We start from the raw sequence: 18,709 nt of genomic DNA on the forward strand, positions 1-18,709 counted from the left end.
GTTTTTTTATATTTCTTTTTACTCTACCGACTTAATTTCTCTAGCGAAATAATAAATTGCTCCTAAACCTAATGGTACAAATGCAGCAATTGCAGCAAAAATTGGTGTGTAAGAAAATTTCTCTTGAACAATAGGTACTAAAAAGTTCATAAGTATTACAGAAAATACACCTACCATACCTGCTAAACCTGCTAAAGAGCCTACTGACTTCCCGCTAAATAAATCACTTGGTAATGTTTGTACATTTCCAATTGAAAACTGAAAACCAAATAATACAAAGAATACAATTGCAACAAAACGTTCTGGTGAGTCACCAAACATTACTGTAGCAACTAAACCTAAAAACATAATTACACCACCAATTAAAATAGTATACTTTCTACCTTTATCTATTGAATTTGTCTTAGAAATTATTTGTCCAGAAACATATCCTCCAACAATACTACCTAATGCAGCACCTACATAAGGCACCCAAGCAAACATACCTACTTCTTTTACATTAAAACCATAAACATCTGCCAAGTAAAGAGGCATCCAACCTACAAATAACCACCAAATTGGTTCTAAAAAGAAACGGCCAACTACAATTGCCCAAGACTCTCTGTGTGATAAAATTTCTTTAAGACTTAATCCCTTTGTATCTTCCGTAGCTTCTTGATCGGCTTTACTTTGACCTTCTGAAATATATTTTTGTTCTTCTGGTGTAATCCAAGGGTGTTTTTTAGGACCAGCTTTATTAATTAATAACCAAGGAATAATCCAAAGTAAACCAAAAGAACCAACCACCATAAAAGTAGTTCTCCAACCATAGGCAACAAACAAAGTTGCAATAAATGGTGGAGCTATTACAGAACCAATAGAAGCACCAGCATTAAAAAGACCTTGTGCAATAGCACGTTCTTTAATAGGAAACCATTCTGCATTACTCTTAACACCTCCTGGCCAGTTACCTGCTTCAGAAATACCTAATGTACTTCTAAAAAAAGTAAGACCAACAAGACCTTGTACTGTTGAATGTAAAAAAGAAGATAATCCCCAAACACCAATACTAATCACATAACCAATTCTTGTACCTACTTTATCAAATAATTTACCTGAAAATAATTGACCTAATGCATAAAATACCATGAAAATATTTAGAATTAAACCATAATCACTTTTCGTAAGGTCTAATGACCCAGAAATTGAGTTGGGTTGATCGTTGCTTCCCCACATAATAGCTAAAGCACTTCTATCAATATAATTGATTACTGTTGCTATAAAGATTAGTCCAATAATAAACCACCTTAATCCTTTTACTTTCATACTTAGTATATTTAAAAATGTTAATTAATTTCTATGTTGTAGCAATATTTATAGAGTTCCCTAAAATGCTCTTTCATTTTTTGTTTTGCTAATTGCGGACTTCTATTTTTTATGGCATCAAAAATAGCTTGATGCTCTTCTATTCTTGAATGTGCTTCTCCTACATCACACACATGATATTTTTCGAAATTAGTAATAATTTCTGGTGTTATAATCAACATAAAAGTATTCATAGAGCTATTACCACTTGCTTTTGCAATTGCTAAATGAAATAACAAATCTTCTTGCACAGCTTCAACTCCATTTAAAATCTTTTCTTTATGAGCTTCTAAAGCTTTATATATTTGATCTAAATCTTCTTCTGTTCTTCTTAATGCAGCTAATCTTGCTGTTTTTAACTCTAAAAGGATTCTTGTTTCTACTAATGATTTAAAATCAGGTTCATCTAATCTTAAGATATCCTCAACCATTCCATTTAAAGCAGTAATACCAATGTTTGCAATAAAAGTCCCGCTTTGAGGCCTTGATTTTAACAAACCGTATAATTCTAATTTTTGAATAGCATCCCTAACAACATTCCTAGAAACTTTGAATTTTTCAGAAAGCATTCTTTCCGAAGGTAGCTTATCTCCAGGCTCTAAATTCTTAAAATTTATCAAATCTCTTATTTGAGAAATAATATTTTTTTGAATATCAAAATTTTCAGGTTTTGCAGGCACCTCTAACTTCATTTATTTTAATTTAGGATTGGTTAACCAAATCTTCATTGCAAATATTAATAAAAAATATTTAAAAACCGATTTATTTTATAAATTAAGGTTTTATCCAACCTTTATAAGTTGGCAGGATAAAACCTTAACAAAATTTAATACATTTACTCTAATTTAGTAACCAGGATTCTGTGGTAATAAATTAGGATTTCTTTCTAACTCATCTTCTGGTAATGGTAATAAATAATCATTTGAATCAAAACTAGATTTAAACCCTTCTAAACCAGAAGCACTAAAAACCTCTACTCCAATTTGTCTTCTAGCAATATCATACCATCTCTTCCCTTCAAAAGCAAGTTCTAATCTACGCTCTTCTAACACATCATCAATAGTAACAGTTCCTGTAAGATCTGCTGGCACATCACTTGCTGCAAAAACATATTCTTCATCTGCTCCAGTTTTAGTAGCACCACCTTTTCTAGCTCTTTCTCTTACTTGATTAATGTAAGTAAGTGCAGATGCATTATCTCCTAACTCCACTGCTGCTTCTGCTGCTATTAATAGGACTTCAGCATAACGAATCATAGAATAATTATGACTTGTTGCTCTAGCGTTTGCACGAGCAAACAACCCTGGATAACGCATATATTTTGCAACATAAGGATTATTCTTAGCAAATTGATGTCCACTAATATCAAACTCTGTATAATCTACAACAACTCCTCCAATTGAGGCTCTATCGTCTAAACTAACAGCTCTTCTATAATCTCCAGCATCCCAAGTTGTATATACTTCAAGAGTTGGTACAGCTACAGACCATCCACCACCTAAGTTTCTATCATCACCTCTAATACCTGTCATTGGGGCTGTTTGATCGTAAGCATTGTCAGCAGCTTCAAAATTATTATAATCTAATGCAAAAATTGGTTCTTTAGAAGCATCTATTACATCACCATTAAATAGGTTTTGATAATTATCATCTAAAGCTAAGTCATAAGTACCTGCATTATTTATAACATCAGTAGCTTCTGTAAATGCATTTTGGTAATCTCCCATTGTTAAATACACTAAAGCCAAATATGAACTTGCAGCAGCTTTTGAAGGTGTTGCTCTAGACGTTTGTGTGTTTGGCAACCAAGTTTTAGCATATTCTAAATCTGCAATTATATTTGTATATATCTCTGATACAGAAGATTTACTCATAGATGTTGCTGCATCTATATCTGTTACAGGCTCATCTATATAAGGAACCTCTCCAAATAATCTTACTAAATGAAAATAGTAAAATGCTCTTGCAAAATAAGCTTGTGCGGTTACTGGGTTTTTAAGGTCGTCTGCAACATCAACATCTGCTGCACCTGCAATCGCTTGGTTAGCAGCTGCAATTCCTTGATATGTTTTTGGCCAAAATTCACTTATCATTCCATTACTTGCTAAAGTAGAAAAATCATTCATTTCTACCCTTCTTGTTTCATTAGAAGCAAGACTTACCATATCTGAACGTAACATTAATGCAATAGAAAGTTTTCTTCCCCAAAACTTCTCATTAATTGCATGTGTTAAAGATCCATCTACTGCAGTTTGTATGTCTGATGTAGATTGAAAGAAACCATCTGGCGCTAATAAACCTACAGGCTCTTCTTCTAAGTCTGAACATCCTACTATCGATAAACTTAACAGTAGTAAGAATAAATATTTATATGTTGTTTTCATGTTTTTTATGTTTTTTGATTAAAATTTTACGTTAAGGCTAAAACTAACAGATTTAACTGTTGGGTAACTTCCAAAATCAAACCCTTGTGCAGTGTTTGAAGATGTATTATTATCTCCACCACGTCCAACGTAATTTACTTCAGGATCTAAACCTGAGTAGTTAGTAAAAGTTAATAAGTTTTGTGCACTTACTGATAACCTTACTCTATCAATACCTAGTTTCTCTAAAGACTCTCCAGGTAAATTATAACCAATTGCTATGTTTTTTAATCTTACATAACTACCATCTTCTACAAAACGAGAAGAAATTTCTCTGTTAGAATTATTACCAACTCTTGGAGCATCTGTATCTGTGTTAGTGGATGTCCAAGCATTGTTATAATAATCTACAGTTGTATTAGCATCTCCATTTGTTAACTGTACGCTAGTCATATTAAAAATATCACCACCTTGAGAACCTTGAAGGAAAATACTTAAATCAAAATCTTTATATGTAAAACTGTTTGTAAAACCAAAAGTAAAATCTGGATTAGGGTTACCAATAACATCTCTATCAGCAGTAGTTATCTCTCCATCCTCATCTAAATCTCTAAATAATGGATCACCTGCTACACCACCTGATAAAGTTGCTGTATTATTTGGCAAAGTACCACCTTGATAAACACCTGCATAATCATATCCGTAGAAAAGCCCAACCTCTTCACCAACTCGTAAAACATAACTTCTATCGTTACTAAAATAAGAAGGAGCTGCATCAAAATATAAGTCTGCGTCATTTACTAAACTTACTACTTCATTTTTATTAAAAGCAATATTAAAATCTGTATTCCAGCTAAAGTTATCTGTAGATATATTTCTTGTACTAATAGAAAATTCAAAACCTCTATTATTTACCTCACCTACGTTTGCTAAAATATCATCTGCCGTATAACCTAAATATTCTGTTATACTATTATCCGTTAAAATTAAATCTTTAGTATCAATATTATAATAATCTAAAGAAACTGTAACTCTATTATTATATAATCCTAAATCAAGACCTAAGTTTGTTTGATAAGAAGATTCCCATTTTAAGTTTGGATTCTCTGGCTGCTCTGGTGTAATTGCACTTACAGACTCTCCATTACTTGAAGCATAAAGAGTTTCGAATCTAGCTAAAGACTCATAAGCACCAATTGAAGGATTACCTGTAACACCATAACTTAACCTTAATTTTAAGTTAGAAATAGACTCACTTTCTTCTAAGAATTTTTCGTTTGATATTTTCCAACCTAAAGCAGCAGAAGGAAATATTGCATATTTTTCATTAGCTGCAAAGTTAGAAGCTCCATCTCTTCTTACTGTAGCTGTTAATAAATATTTATCATCCCAATCATAATTTACTCTACCAAATTGAGACTGAATTTCAACTTCTGAAATTGAAGAATCTGGTTGTAATATATTTGTAGCAGAACCTAAACCATAGTAAGAAAAAGAATCTGAAATAAACCCTGTAGCTTCTGAATAAAAGTTTTCTGAAACAGTTTTTTGATAAGAAACACCAGCTAATAAAGTTAAATTACCTTTACCTAACTCTGTTTTATAAGTTAAATAGTTTTCATTTAATAAAGTTGTCTCTTTATCTGTTTCAACTTCAGCTCTACCACTATCACCACCTGCAGTTTGTGTTAAAATAGAAGGTAAATAAACTCCTCTTGTTGAATTTTCTGTACTAAAACCAAAAGTAGTTTTAAATGTAAGGTTTTCTAAAATATCATAGTTACCATAGAAATTTGCTCTAAAATTATCTGTTTTAGTTTCATCTATTCTTTCTTTAGCAACAGCATATGGGTTATCTACAGGATCTCCTACTGTATTCCCAAAATTATAACTACCATCTTCATTATATATTGGTTGATCTGGAGCATATCTAAGTGCTAATGTAATTACATCATCACCACCAGCAGATACAGAACCATTAGACTGAGTAGCAGACCCATTTTTAGTCCCTCTACTACCAAAAAGATTCATTCCTAACTTTAATTTATCTGTCATTTGAGCATCAATATTAGATAAGAAAGTTGCTCTTTCGAAACCAGAATTAATTATAATACCATCTTGTTTAAAGTAGTTTCCTGAAGCATAAAAATTAATCTTATCTGTACCTCCTGAAAAAGAAACTTGGTGGTTTTGAGTATTACCACTTCTGTAAATTAAATCTTGCCAATCTGTATCAGCAGAACCTTGGCTATAAGCAGTAGTTACATCATTATTCGCTCTAATTTGATTTTGATAATCTGCAAATTCATCTGCACCTAATAAATCTAACCTATTTGAAATATTCTGAACAGCATAAGTACTATTTACCTCTATAGATAATCTACCACTTTTACCTTTCTTAGTAGTTACTAATACAACACCATTTGAACCTCTAGACCCATAAATAGCAGTAGCTGATGCATCTTTTAAAATTTCCATAGATTGTATATCATTTGCTTGTGGCATAGTTGCCCCAACAAATCCATCCACAACAATTAAAGGAGAACTACTTGCATTAATAGAAGTATTACCTCTAATTTTAATACTAACAGGTGCTCCTGGCTCACCACCATTATTAGATTGCACAACTACTCCCGCTGCACGACCCTGTAATGCTTGTCCTGCATCTAACACAGGAAACGCTGTTAATTCTTCTGATTTTACGGAAGAAACAGAACCAGTTATATCACTTTTCTTTGCAGATCCATAACCAACCACTACGATTTCTTCTAAAACACCAGTATCTTCTACTAATTCTACATTAATAGACTTTTGATCTGTATATGTAACTGATTTAGTTACAAAACCTAAATATGAGAATTGTAGAACAGCTCCGCTAGTTACTTTAATCTCATAATTTCCATCAAAATCGGTACTTGTACCAATTGTTGTCCCTTTAATAATAATATTGGCACCTAAAATAGGCTCTCCATCTGTCTGGGATGTAACAGTTCCTTTTACTGAAACACCATCTTGCGCATAATTTGTTACACTTAAGAGAAGCATTGCAATAAATACTAACTTAATTTTTAAGTTCATAGTTAATTGTTTTGAATTGTTTTTGAATTGTTTCTATTAATAATTAATTACCAATTTCTCAACAACAAACTAATAGTCAACACTCAAAGTCTAATACTGCTAAATATAAACCTTAAAAACCAATAGTTTTATGAGAAATTTTGGTAAACCAAATTGGTAAACCAATCTAACTTTCCAAATATATACGTTTTTTTTTATATAAAAAAAGATTTGTTAATTAATTCACAAAAAAAATTACCCCTATTCATTATATAGTGAATAGGGGTGATTTTTTTTAACTTCTACATAAATTAAAACACCTATTTCAATTAATATATCAATTGAAATAGGTGTTGTTATTAAGTATTATTTTCTAGAATTAAAACCCAGGAGTAATAATATCTATATTATCAATAAATACTTCATTACTACTATCTACAGCGTTTATTGCTCTTGCATAAATTACAACAATATTTGCTGTTGCTTCAAAAGTAAATGAAGTAGTTGTGAATGTATTTTCTGAAGCTGACCCCTTACTAGAATTAAAATCATCTGTAATGTTATAATAAGCATCTACATTACTATTATTAGCAGGATCTGTATTTATATCTTCTTCTGTGGTGATTTCATTATTTAAAATAAAAATTTCAGTATTAATACCTTCTGCCTCTGAACGAGTATCTATACTAAAAGAATATACAACACCTGGCTCCACCTCTACTAATTGATATAAACGTCTTGAACTATTAGCTAACTTTAAACCTCTAGTTTTAACACCATTTACATAAGAACCATCACCAGTTGAACCCGGCTGCTCATTAGTACCAAAAGCTTCATCAATGTAGCTATTTAAATCCGAATTATACCAAAGGGCTCTATATGGACTATCAATTTCCCCAGCAACATCATCTTTTACAGTACTATTAGGCGTCATATCCCATGCATCAGCATTATCTCCTGTTTCACCTTGAAAATCGTCTCCAGTTCCATTTTGAACAATTGCCTTAAAACTAGCTTTTACAGCACCTACAGGAACAGATTTTGTTACACTTCTAGAAACGCCTGCATCATTAGTTGTTGTTAAAGTTACTTCAAAAGTACCTTCTGCAGCAAATGTATGAGCAGGATTTACTTCTGATGAAGTTGTTCCGTCTCCAAAATCCCAATCCCAAGAAACCGCATAAAGAGATGCATCAGTAAATTGAACATCTAATCCATTAACATCAAAAGTAAAATCTGGTATTGTTGACAAAACTAAACCTTCTATATTTTTACTTACAGAAACTTCTGCACCTAAAAAATTTGTTGCTGTTAATGTTGCCACAAAAGTCTCAGCCGTAGTGTAAGAATATACAGGATTGAAATCTGCATCATCTTCTGTATCTTCAGCTACCCAACCTAAAGTATTTCCGTCTCCAAAACTCCATTCTAAAGTACTTGCTCCAGAAGTTAAATTCTCGAAAGTAACTTGAGAATCTACGCTTGAAAAATTAAAATCAACAGAAATAGGTGATACATATGTTGAATCTACAGCTGTTAAACCTTCTGAACTAGTTGTTGTTAATTTTACATTATATAAGCCTCCTTCAGCATAAGTATAATCTGGGTTTGCATCTGTTGAAGTATTACCATCTCCAAAATCCCAAAAATAAGTATCTGCTTCTGTTGAGTAACTTCTAAAAACTATTGACATGCTATCATCCGCATCTGTACTTGTAGTAAATAAAGTACTAGGTTGTATGTTATTTACATTTCCTGTAGGTGCTACAAACTCTTCGTAACCATCATCATAACAAGACACAAAACCTAAAAGCATAAAAGATACTATAAAAATACTTTTAGTAATTTTTTTTATTAATTTAAATATCATAATATTTTTTTTAGATTATTGTTTAACTATTATAGCAAATGCATCTACTCTAACCTCGTCATTTGCATTTCGTCCATAAATTATAACAGACTCATTCTCTCCTGCTTCAAATGTGATTGCATGTTTTTTGAAAACTTCTGAAACTCTACCAACACTTGTATCTGTTCTAGAAGCTACTATATTATCCTCTAATAAGGATTCTTCATAAGAACCTGTGGTTGGTTTTAAAATAGATACTGTCATCTCACCACCTTCACTATCTAAATTAAAAGCACTAAAATAAGTTAACACATATGTAGCTCCTGGTGTAACCTCTATTTCTTGATACATAGATCTTGTTCCATCAGAAGGGAATTTTGCTGCTTGTATTCCATCAGGAAGAATACCTTCTTCTGATTTAGAATTAATTTGAAAAACAGAACCCCATAAAGAAGAACTTGGTGCTCTCCAAGAATCTCTACCATCTCCTGATCCATCAAATAAACTATTATCTTCAAAACCTGGTTCACCTATTTCTGGTACCGCAATTGTTGGTACAGCTTGATTAACTGTTATTAATTTTTCTGTATATTCTGATTTTCCTAAATCATCGGTTACAGTTAAACCAACTGTATAGTCACCAGGCCCAGGAAAAGAAAATATTAATTCTTGATCTTCATAAGTAGCTGCTGGTAAAGCAGCTATTTGAGCTTCTAAGTCAGCAACATTTTGTAACGTTTCTTCTGTAATTGCTACAGTAGCCTCTTCTAATTGAGCTTCTAAGGCTGCTATTTGTGCTTCTAAAACAGCTAACTTAGCAGCATCAGACTCACATGGTAATTTAAACTCTAATTTATCAATCTCTGCTTGTAAAGCAACAGTAGTAGCTAATTCAGCTTCAATTAATTGTTCTAAAACAGGTAAATTATTATTAATCAATGTTACACCTTCTGATGGAGTAACCGACCATAAATATTGAGTACCATTAACAGCTAAGTTAGAACCTGCTTGAAAACTATATTCATAATTAACCCATAACTCAGTATCATTACAATCAAACTCAGAAGCAGTAGCATCTGTAAAATTATAAAAAGGTGTTGGATTTGTAAAATCCTCTAAATCTCCTATTTCTGGTAGATCGTCATTAACACATGATGTTAGAGAAATCATTGTCCCTAACACAACATATTTTAAACTATTTAAGTATTTATTCATAATTATATGTTTTTTAGTATCCACTATTCTGTAGATAAAAATTAGGTAAATTGTCTATTTCTCTTTGAGGAAAAGGAAGATACTTCTTTTCACTCGTATAATTTAAACTATTTGCTGTTGAAAATTCCCTTAAAACTTCATCTGCAACACCAAATCTTACTAAGTCATACAAACGTTGGTTCTCATATACAAACTCAACTCTTCTTTCTGCCAACAACTCTTCTTTAGTTACGTTTGCAACTTCTTCTAGACCAGCTCTTGCTCTTACTTGGTTAAAAGCATCAATAGCTCTTGAATCTGTAGTACTATCTCCACTACCTATGATAGCTTCTACATACAACAACAATGCATCTGCATATCTTAAAACAATCCAGTCATTATCCCCAATTTCTCCATCTGTAGGAAATTTAGCATTAAAAGTATCGTTTGTAATGTTTGTTGGATCATAAGACAAAGCATCTATACTTGCATAAAATCTAACTGGTTGTAATTCTGGTGTCATTACCTCTAAGAAATCTAATGTAGCAATGTTAACACCATTAGAAGGCCCTTGTAATGTCATTGCAAAACTATGAGATTCTGAGTCTGTTTCCACCTGATCATTTAAACCACTGTCACTAGTAGTGTAATTATCACTACTTACCAAATCATAAGCAATAGAAAATATTATTTCATTATTGATTTCAAATCCAGAATTATTAGACCAAGAACCATCTAAAACTCCATCTGTATATCCAGAAGAAATTTCGTTTCCAAAAACATGCCCAAAATCAACGACTAGGTTAGCTAAATATTCTGCATCTGTTATTTCATCCGGATTTTCATCAAAATTTATTGCATTAGATCTATCTGTGTAAAGTAAATTATACCCATAAGAAGAACTATTCTCTACAACAGATGCTAATAATAATTCTGCTTCTGTATAGTTTGGACTAGGCTGACTTAAATAAGCTTTTGCTGCTAAAACAATAGCAGCTCCTTTAGAAGGACGGTATCTATTTTGTTCTGCATTATCTAAATAAGCAATAGAAGTTTTAAAGTCATCAATAATTTTCTCATAAACTTCTGCCTCTGGTAACTGAGGATAATCTAAAGCCTCTTCTTCTGTTATATCTAAAACTTTATCAATAAAAGGAACATTTTGATATGCTCTTACTAAATTAAAATGACACAAAGCTCTCATAAAATAAGCTTCACCAACAGTATATTGTTGACTTTCTGGAACTAAGAAACGATTATCAATAATTGTATTTGCATGTTTAATTGTATGCATATTATTAGAATAATAAGTAGCTACATCTCCGTTATTTGCGTCTACATTGTATGAATTAAATGCCGGAAAGTTTCCGTTTTCTGAATTAGCTCTAACGTTATCTGATCTTAATTCTGTTAAATAGAATTCGTTTGCAGGAATTTTTTGATATGCATCTAAAACTCCATTTGATAATGAGATAAAACCATCATCTGTTTGTAACAACTCTTCTAAAGAAAGTGCTGTTGGGTTACTAAGGTCTAACTCTGTTTCACAACTTGTTAATAAAGCCATGAAAGAAAAACCTACTATTAATTTTTTATATATTTTTTTCATAATTATATTAATTAAAATTGAAAGTTAATACCTGCTGAAACTGTTCTAACAATTGGTCCATCACCTCTTTGGTAACCTGCAGTTAATGGAGTATTTGCATTGTCTGATGTTTGCCCCGCTGCTTCTGGATTAAAACCTTCATAACCTTTTGCCATAAAGTATAATAAATTCTCTCCTGTTACATAAAATCTCAATTTATCAAAATTATATTTTGTAGATAAAGATTCTGGTAAAGTATACCCTAAAGTGATGTTTCTTACCGCTACAAAAGAAGCATCTTGAATATGATCATCTGTATATCTTCTATGAACAGTTAAATCTTTATCTGGAAAATTAGAAACTTCATTTACTGCAGACTCACTTGCATAGTATAATTGATCTAAATCTGCTACCCTAACCTCAGCTCCATGAGAACCCTGTAATTGGAAAGAAAAATCGAAATCATATAATGTAAAGTCTGAATTGAAACCCCACTCAAAATCTGGATAAGGACTTCCTAGTTCTGTTCTATCATCAGCATCAATAATTCCGTCTCCATTTAAATCTTTTACATAAACATCTGCAAAATCATTATTAAATCTATTAAAAGGATTATCTACCCATTCTAATGGAATTTCTTTATCATAAACCCAACCGTAAAAAGAAGTAATTGGCTGACCTACTTTTGCTATAAACTCTGTTGGTCTAGTATCTTGATCAATTCTAGAAATAATTTGCTCATTATTACCTAAACTTTTAACCGTGTTTCTGTTTAAAGAGAACTGAGCTCCTGCACTCCATCTAAAGTTTTCTTTAGACATCACTCTAGAAGTTAATTCTAACTCCATTCCTTCATTTTGAACTTCACCAAGATTTTGTAACCAATTATCAGTACCATAGGTTGCTGATGACGGTGCAAAAAGTAATAAATCTTCACTTGTTCTTATATAGTAATCTGCAGTTAAACTAAATAAACCTCTACCAAAAGTAACATCTACTCCTGGGTTAAATTCTCTTAATTTTTCCCAACCTAAAGCTTGGTTTGCTAATGTAATTCCTTTTACACCTGTACTACCGTTATATCCAATAGAACTGAAAGACTCTTCAAATCTATATAATGATTCAAATACATTAGTAGATATTTCATTAGATCCAGAAATACCGTAACTTGCTCTTACTTTTAAGAATGATATTAAGTTACTGTCTTCTAGAAACTTCTCGTTAGACATTACCCAACCAAGAGATGCTGCAGGGAAAAACCCAAATCTATTATCTGTACCAAATCTAGTACTACCATCGCTACGAGCAGATAATTGTACAAGATATTTTTCATCATAATTATAATCTAATCTACCAAAATAAGAAACTAACTTATCAGTTCCGTTATCTGTGTAAGTAGTACCTCCGTCTGCAACTGAAATATTGTTATTAAAATCATTGCTAAATCCTTGAGCCTCAGATTCTTGTCTGTAAAAATCTCTTTGTGTAAACTCGAATCCAAGTACTGTATTAAAATTATGTTTTTTTATACTCTTGTTGTACTTTACAAGAGATTCAAATGAATATTGATTTAATTCATCTCTTCTTTCTAGTCTATAAGATTCTTGATCTCTATTTTCTTGGCCATATAAAAAATCAACTTCATTACTCTTATTATGTCTAAACACACCAGCAACTGTTTGTCTAAAACTAAGACCTTCTGCTAATTTAAAATCGATATAAGAAGATGCATTTAAGCTTAACTTTTTCTTTGTTCTTTCTCTTTCTAAAAAGTGTACTAAAGGATGTACATTCTTAGTTGTAGACAATGTTAAACCACCAGAAGTTAAACTGCTTGCTAAAGGAAGACCTGTATCAGGATCTCTAGCAATATCTCTTGGATTATCTGGGTCAACTGTAAATACGTGGTCAAAAGCTCTTGAAAAACCATAACTTCCTACTCCTAAGTTTTCAAATAATTTACCTGCATCTGTAGATACTCCTACATCTGTAGAAAACTGAGTAACATACTTTAAATGTTCTTCATTTAAATATAATGGAATATGACCCATTTGTCTTAATGGATCAGTAAATCTAGCAGGTAATTTTTTCTGATCATTATAATTAACACGAATACTAGCTCCGTATTTTATTTTCTTGTTTTTAGACTTACTATCAATCTTTACTCTTGCATTATACTTCTTAAAATTATCAGTAAGTGCAATTCCTTCATCTTCTAAATAACCTAAAGAAGCAGAAAAACTTGTTAACTCAGAACCTCCCCTTACTGCAAAAGAATGACTTGTTATAACTCCTCCATTAAAAACTTCATCTTGCCAATTTGTTTCTCCATTTCCTAAAGATGCTATAAAATCCATGGCTTCTAATTCTGCATAAGCAGTATCATAATCCCCTATAATTCTATCGTAGTTTATACTACTGGTAGAGATACCGTCAATAGAACTTTGCAAACCATCTAATCTAGCTCTTTCTTGAGCAATCGTAGTATTAAAGTTATCATTATTTGTAGAATATTTATATCCCATAAATGTATTATATGAAAACTTTGTTTGACCAGCAATACCTTCTTTTAAAGTAATTAAAATTACACCGTTTGCCCCACGAGAACCGTAAATAGCAACAGAAGATGCATCTTTTAACACACTTAAAGACTTAATATTATTATTGTCTATAGAAGCCAAAATATCAGAATCGTTACCTAATACAACTCCATCTACAACAATTAAAGGAGAAGATGAACCTGTTACAGATCCTGGTCCTCTTAATGTAATCTTAGGATCACCACCAGCTTCTGATGAAGTTACCTGAATTCTTAAACCAGCAACTCTACCTTTAAGTGCATCTTCCACACGAGATACTGCTTGGTTTTGAAGATCGTCTCCAGACACTTTTGTTAAAGCACTAGTTACGTTTTTTTGCTTTTGATTTCCATAACCAACTACAACAATTTCTTCTAAAACATTAGAATCTTCTTCTAACGCTGCATTAATTGTTGTTTGATCTACATAAGTAATTGTTTTAGATTTGAAACCTAAATAAGAAAACTGAAGCACATCTCCTGACTTCACTTTAATCTTATAGTTTCCATCAAAATCTGTACTTGTACCTGTTGTTGTGCCTACAATAATAATGTTAGCCCCTAAAATTGGCTCATTATCTGTTACAGACGTAACAGTACCTTTTACCGTAACACTCTCTTGTGCATAACCAAACGCACTAAAAAGCAGTATTCCGATAAATACTAACTTAAACTTTAAATTCATTGTTAATTGTTTTGGGTAATTTTTGTTAATAAACTTTTTTTTTATTCTTTTAAATAAATAATTAATTGAATTAGCACTGCTATACTGTAATTCTAATACGCTATTAATTAGTTATATAAAAAAAAATTTGGTAAACCAGTTTGGTTTACCAAATATAATTGTTTTTTTACGACTAAAAAAAAAAAAGTTAATTATTCCTTAAATTCTTACTATACTATGATAATGGACATGTTTTTTAGTCTTTTTTACCTAATTAGATAAATTATCGATCTATTTTAAATAATTACTTTTTATCTCCAAAATAAGATGGACCATCTCCCGTTAAAAAGTCTTCTCTTACTGGGCTAAATGTATCTATTAATTGACCTTCCTCTAAACAAACTGCGCTATGCATTAAGTTTGGCTCAATATAAACACCATCTCCTGCTTCTACAATTTGCTTTACACCATCAATTTCAAATTCAAATTTACCAGAAACACAATAAGTAGCTTGGGTGTGAAAATGTTGATGTGGAGCACCTAACGCACCTTCATCAAACTTTACACTTACCATCATTATTTGGTTATCATAACCTAAGAATTTTCTTGAAACTCCTCCTCCAAGGTTTTCCCACTCCATATCTTTTGCGATGACATACTTTTCACTAACTCGTTTCATTTTTTCGTTTTTTTTAAATTAATTTATTTGTAATAATAAGACCCTGACCAAGCATAGTTCTTACCGTTTATTGTTATAGAATGTTCTTTATTTTTATCATTATCAATATTAGATAAAATTAACATTTTTTCTTTACCATCTTTAAAATGAATACTAAATGATGAATATTTAACATCATCACTAAGAATTTTAATATCAGAAAAATTGCTATAAGCATTATTTGCAACCTCTACAACAGCATCATAACTACCATGTGATTCTATAATAGATGCATAAACTGTATTTTTAGTATCCTTTTTTCTAATTATTATAGAAGGATCTTTTCTTAAATTGTATTCAGGGTCATTAGCTCCTATTCTTGCTAAAATAACCTCATCTTTAGGATTTGTTGCTGATGTTATAGAATAAAACCTCCTATTATCCAACCAAGTAAATTGAATACTTTTTGCATTTGCAGCTCCACTCCCTTCTTTCCAAACATGTTGATAACCATATTTATCTCCAAGTGTTTCAAGTGTTTTTGGAGAATCAAAATCAAAACTTGTAGAAATTATTTGTCCGAAATAATAAAATGGTAAATCGTAATTATTCTTTTTATTAGATTCTACTTTATTAACATCAATAATAAATGGTTTTTCTAGATCTTCATCTTTAACCATAATCATAGTTCGATGAAGTTTTGTGCCAGGATACGCATTTTCTTCTGTAGCGCTTACAATTTGAAAGTTAGCATCACTAACATCAAACAAATATTTATCAGAATGATTTAAACTACCTGTTGCAAAATCGTAATTAAAATGAGAAATTTCATTTTGCACAATTGTATTATGAGCAATTGTATGTTTAGCAAAAGATTTATTTTCTTTTAAATAACCTCCACCATTTTTCTGTTCAACATTTACAAAACGAGAAAGTCCGTAATCTTGTAAAACCTCATCTCCATTTTCATAAAAAGAAAAAGATAATTTATCATAATGACCATGACTTAAACCTTGTCCAGTATACTTCATTACTAAAGCTAAAGTTTCATCTTCTTTTTGATATCTTAAAATTCCTACTCCACCTTCATCACCTTTAGAACCATCTCTCAATTCCATAGATTTTTTAATAAAAGGTTTTTCTTTATTTTCTTTTAAACCAACCGCAACACTTAGACCCGTTGCATCTAGTTGGACTTTATTTTGTTTTTTTGCTACTGATAATAATTCTGGTTTTTGAGAACCGTAATGGTAAGCAATATCTACAGCAGAAACTAAAGATGCTGTATAATAAGACATCCCTTTTTGACCATCATTTAACGGAAAAAATTCTCCATCTGCATCTGTAAGGTTTAATAAGGCATCTACAGCTTTTATTAAAACCCCATCTTTATATTCAAAAATCTTTAATTCTGGCTTTTTATTTTCTAAAGCTTCTGCAAATATTAAAAAAGGATACATGGCATAACGCTGGTAATATGGACCTTCTGTATAAAATCCATCAGGGGAAAAAGGAGAATCTACATTTGCTAAAAAACCAGCTTTACCATCTTTATCAAAAATAAAGCCACCATCATTATCTTTTGCACTTAAATCTACATCATCCTTCTTTAAGCCATATAAAGCTCTTTCTATTAAAACTTCATCATCCATTACCAATCCAATCATACCTACGGCAACATTACCCCAAGTAGAATGATTATGTACTCTATTAAAAAACTGAGGTGTTTCTACAGATAAAAAATCTGCATAAGGTCTAAATAGTGTTTTATTTAAATAATCTGATTGTTCTTTTGGCAACCAAGAATAAATACAATCATAAGCTTGACTTGTAAAAGTTAACCAGTTAGAATCATTTAAACATTGCCAAAAAAGCTTTCCTCTAGAATAACTTCTCTCTTGCGGATGCCTTGGTAAAGTTGGAAACATTTCGGCATATTCTAACAACATATCTCTAATATAAATTGCATACTTTTCATCACCTAATAACTGAAATAATACTCCAGCTTTCTGCATTGTTGCGTAATTTAATTTATGTTGTGTATGCGTATAACCACCAGCCATATCTTTAGGAATTGGCACATCAATCCCTTTTTCTATCTCTGCATCAACTGCTTCTTTTGCTTCTTTTAATGTTTCATCAAAGACAGGAATTGTACCTAATTTTGATTTTATTTCTGAAACACTTTTAGTTGTTAAAATTAAATTTGGATGTGTATTTCCTGAATCTATAACTACAACTTTTTCTTTTTTAGAACAAGAAAGCATTATTAATATAGCAAGTAAAGGCACTTTGTAAAAATTCATCTTAAGATTTTTTTTAGATAAATAAGAATCCATGTTAAAATGGATTCTTACATTCATTCAAATAAATATAATTATTTTATTTTTTGATTAACTTTTTGGAAGCTACTGCACTTCCACTAGTAAGTTTTAGCATATAAACTCCTTTCGCTAAGGTAGAAATATCTAAGCTGTTTTCAATTAAATTTTTAGAAGAAATAACTTTCTTTCCAATTAAATTGTAAACATCCACACTATCAATAGTTTCTGATGTAGAAATTTTTATAAAATCATTAGCCGGATTTGGGTAGATACTAATTTTTGAAGAAAAAACATCATCTATAGAAGCTGTGGCTGCAACATAAAGTTCTATATTATCATAATACACTTCTTTATCTCCATCAATAGTACTTACTGATCTAATATAAACTACAACCTTAGTTGTTGATGCCGTAAAATTAAGTGTACTGGTAGTAAATGTATTGTCATCTGCCGACCCCTTACTTGCATTAAAATCGTTTGTTATTTTCAAATAAGCATCAACACTGCTACTTGTTTCATTTAACCCCTCTTCTGAAGTAATTTCTTCATTAAGTACAAATATTTCTGAATTTATATTTTCTGCTTCAGATCTAGAATCAATATTAAAAGTATACTCTACACCAGGAACAACAGTAATTACTTGATATAAACGACGAGAACTTTCACTTAACTTAAATCCTCTTGTTTTAACCCCATCAACGTAAGCCCCATCACTAGATGCACCTGGTTGCTCACTATTATCATCATAAAAATTATCTAACCAAGAATCTAGTTCCGAATTATTCCAAAGAGCTTTATAAGGACTCTCTAAGTTATCATCAATACTACTAGGTGGTGTCATATCCCAGGCATCTGCATTATCATTTGGATCAAAAGTATGAACATCTCCTGTGCCATTTAAAACAAGATTTGTTTGACTCCATCCATAATTAAAACATAAACACAGTAACAAAAGGCTTAAAAATGTTTTTGTTTTTTTTGTAATAAGTAATTTTGTTTTCATTTGTAAAAAGTTTTAGTTAATTGTTATCCTGCTAAGAATTGGTTTACCAAATTGGTTTACCAAAAATACAAATAAAAACGAATTATC

Annotated in this window: 11 protein-coding genes; all 11 read right to left on the bottom strand. The window is 31.2% G+C overall.

What is annotated here, in order from left to right:
- Positions 1-18: 18 nt before the first annotated feature.
- The 11 genes from ACJJVY_RS07730 to ACJJVY_RS07780 all read right to left on the bottom strand — a co-directional run bounded on the left by ACJJVY_RS07730 (position 19) and on the right by ACJJVY_RS07780 (position 18,622).
- Complete coding sequence (locus ACJJVY_RS07730) at positions 19-1,305, bottom strand: MFS transporter (RefSeq protein ID WP_405606559.1); 1,287 nt, start codon at positions 1,303-1,305, stop codon at positions 19-21.
- Between the two features lie 20 nt (positions 1,306-1,325).
- Positions 1,326-2,036 (bottom strand): FadR/GntR family transcriptional regulator, encoded by a 711-nt coding sequence (locus tag ACJJVY_RS07735; protein WP_405606561.1) that lies wholly within the window; start codon positions 2,034-2,036, stop codon positions 1,326-1,328.
- Between the two features lie 153 nt (positions 2,037-2,189).
- Complete coding sequence (locus tag ACJJVY_RS07740) at positions 2,190-3,728, bottom strand: RagB/SusD family nutrient uptake outer membrane protein (protein ID WP_405606563.1); 1,539 nt, start codon at positions 3,726-3,728, stop codon at positions 2,190-2,192.
- An 18-nt stretch (positions 3,729-3,746) separates the two neighbouring features.
- The gene (locus tag ACJJVY_RS07745; RefSeq protein ID WP_405606565.1) at positions 3,747-6,785 is read right to left on the bottom strand and encodes a SusC/RagA family TonB-linked outer membrane protein; all 3,039 of its coding nucleotides are present in this window, start codon (positions 6,783-6,785) and stop codon (positions 3,747-3,749) included.
- 358 nt (positions 6,786-7,143) lie between these two features.
- A complete protein-coding gene (locus ACJJVY_RS07750; protein WP_405606567.1) occupies positions 7,144-8,634 on the bottom strand; it encodes a PKD domain-containing protein in 1,491 nt (496 codons plus the stop codon).
- Between the two features lie 15 nt (positions 8,635-8,649).
- Positions 8,650-9,828, bottom strand: coding sequence for a hypothetical protein (locus ACJJVY_RS07755; protein WP_405606569.1), 1,179 nt, complete (start codon positions 9,826-9,828; stop codon positions 8,650-8,652).
- A 13-nt stretch (positions 9,829-9,841) separates the two neighbouring features.
- Positions 9,842-11,416 (bottom strand): RagB/SusD family nutrient uptake outer membrane protein, encoded by a 1,575-nt coding sequence (locus ACJJVY_RS07760; protein ID WP_405606571.1) that lies wholly within the window; start codon positions 11,414-11,416, stop codon positions 9,842-9,844.
- An 11-nt stretch (positions 11,417-11,427) separates the two neighbouring features.
- The gene (locus ACJJVY_RS07765) at positions 11,428-14,658 is read right to left on the bottom strand and encodes a SusC/RagA family TonB-linked outer membrane protein (RefSeq protein ID WP_405606573.1); all 3,231 of its coding nucleotides are present in this window, start codon (positions 14,656-14,658) and stop codon (positions 11,428-11,430) included.
- Between the two features lie 283 nt (positions 14,659-14,941).
- Positions 14,942-15,316 carry a cupin domain-containing protein gene (locus ACJJVY_RS07770; protein ID WP_405606575.1) on the bottom strand — a complete coding sequence of 125 codons (375 nt, stop codon included), beginning with the start codon at positions 15,314-15,316 and terminating at the stop codon, positions 14,942-14,944.
- Positions 15,317-15,339: 23 nt separating this feature from the next.
- The gene (locus ACJJVY_RS07775; protein ID WP_405606577.1) at positions 15,340-17,601 is read right to left on the bottom strand and encodes an alginate lyase family protein; all 2,262 of its coding nucleotides are present in this window, start codon (positions 17,599-17,601) and stop codon (positions 15,340-15,342) included.
- Positions 17,602-17,677: 76 nt separating this feature from the next.
- Positions 17,678-18,622 (bottom strand): T9SS type A sorting domain-containing protein, encoded by a 945-nt coding sequence (locus tag ACJJVY_RS07780; RefSeq protein WP_405606579.1) that lies wholly within the window; start codon positions 18,620-18,622, stop codon positions 17,678-17,680.
- Positions 18,623-18,709: the final 87 nt, after the last annotated feature.

The sequence above is a fragment of the Polaribacter sp. Asnod1-A03 genome (genome assembly GCF_045063585.1).
Classification (GTDB): domain Bacteria; phylum Bacteroidota; class Bacteroidia; order Flavobacteriales; family Flavobacteriaceae; genus Polaribacter.

Bases quoted from the DNA above. Each gene is read 5' to 3' on its own strand.
- ACJJVY_RS07775 (WP_405606577.1), bottom strand. From the start codon at position 17,601: ATGAATTTTTACAAAGTGCCTTTACTTGCTATATTAATAATGCTTTCT.
- ACJJVY_RS07755 (WP_405606569.1), bottom strand. From the start codon at position 9,828: ATGAATAAATACTTAAATAGTTTAAAATATGTTGTGTTAGGGACAATG.
- ACJJVY_RS07770 (WP_405606575.1), bottom strand. From the start codon at position 15,316: ATGAAACGAGTTAGTGAAAAGTATGTCATCGCAAAAGATATGGAGTGG.
- ACJJVY_RS07735 (WP_405606561.1), bottom strand. From the start codon at position 2,036: ATGAAGTTAGAGGTGCCTGCAAAACCTGAAAATTTTGATATTCAAAAA.
- ACJJVY_RS07730 (WP_405606559.1), bottom strand. From the start codon at position 1,305: ATGAAAGTAAAAGGATTAAGGTGGTTTATTATTGGACTAATCTTTATA.
- ACJJVY_RS07765 (WP_405606573.1), bottom strand. From the start codon at position 14,658: ATGAATTTAAAGTTTAAGTTAGTATTTATCGGAATACTGCTTTTTAGT.
- ACJJVY_RS07740 (WP_405606563.1), bottom strand. From the start codon at position 3,728: ATGAAAACAACATATAAATATTTATTCTTACTACTGTTAAGTTTATCG.
- ACJJVY_RS07780 (WP_405606579.1), bottom strand. From the start codon at position 18,622: ATGAAAACAAAATTACTTATTACAAAAAAAACAAAAACATTTTTAAGC.
- ACJJVY_RS07760 (WP_405606571.1), bottom strand. From the start codon at position 11,416: ATGAAAAAAATATATAAAAAATTAATAGTAGGTTTTTCTTTCATGGCT.
- ACJJVY_RS07745 (WP_405606565.1), bottom strand. From the start codon at position 6,785: ATGAACTTAAAAATTAAGTTAGTATTTATTGCAATGCTTCTCTTAAGT.
- ACJJVY_RS07750 (WP_405606567.1), bottom strand. From the start codon at position 8,634: ATGATATTTAAATTAATAAAAAAAATTACTAAAAGTATTTTTATAGTA.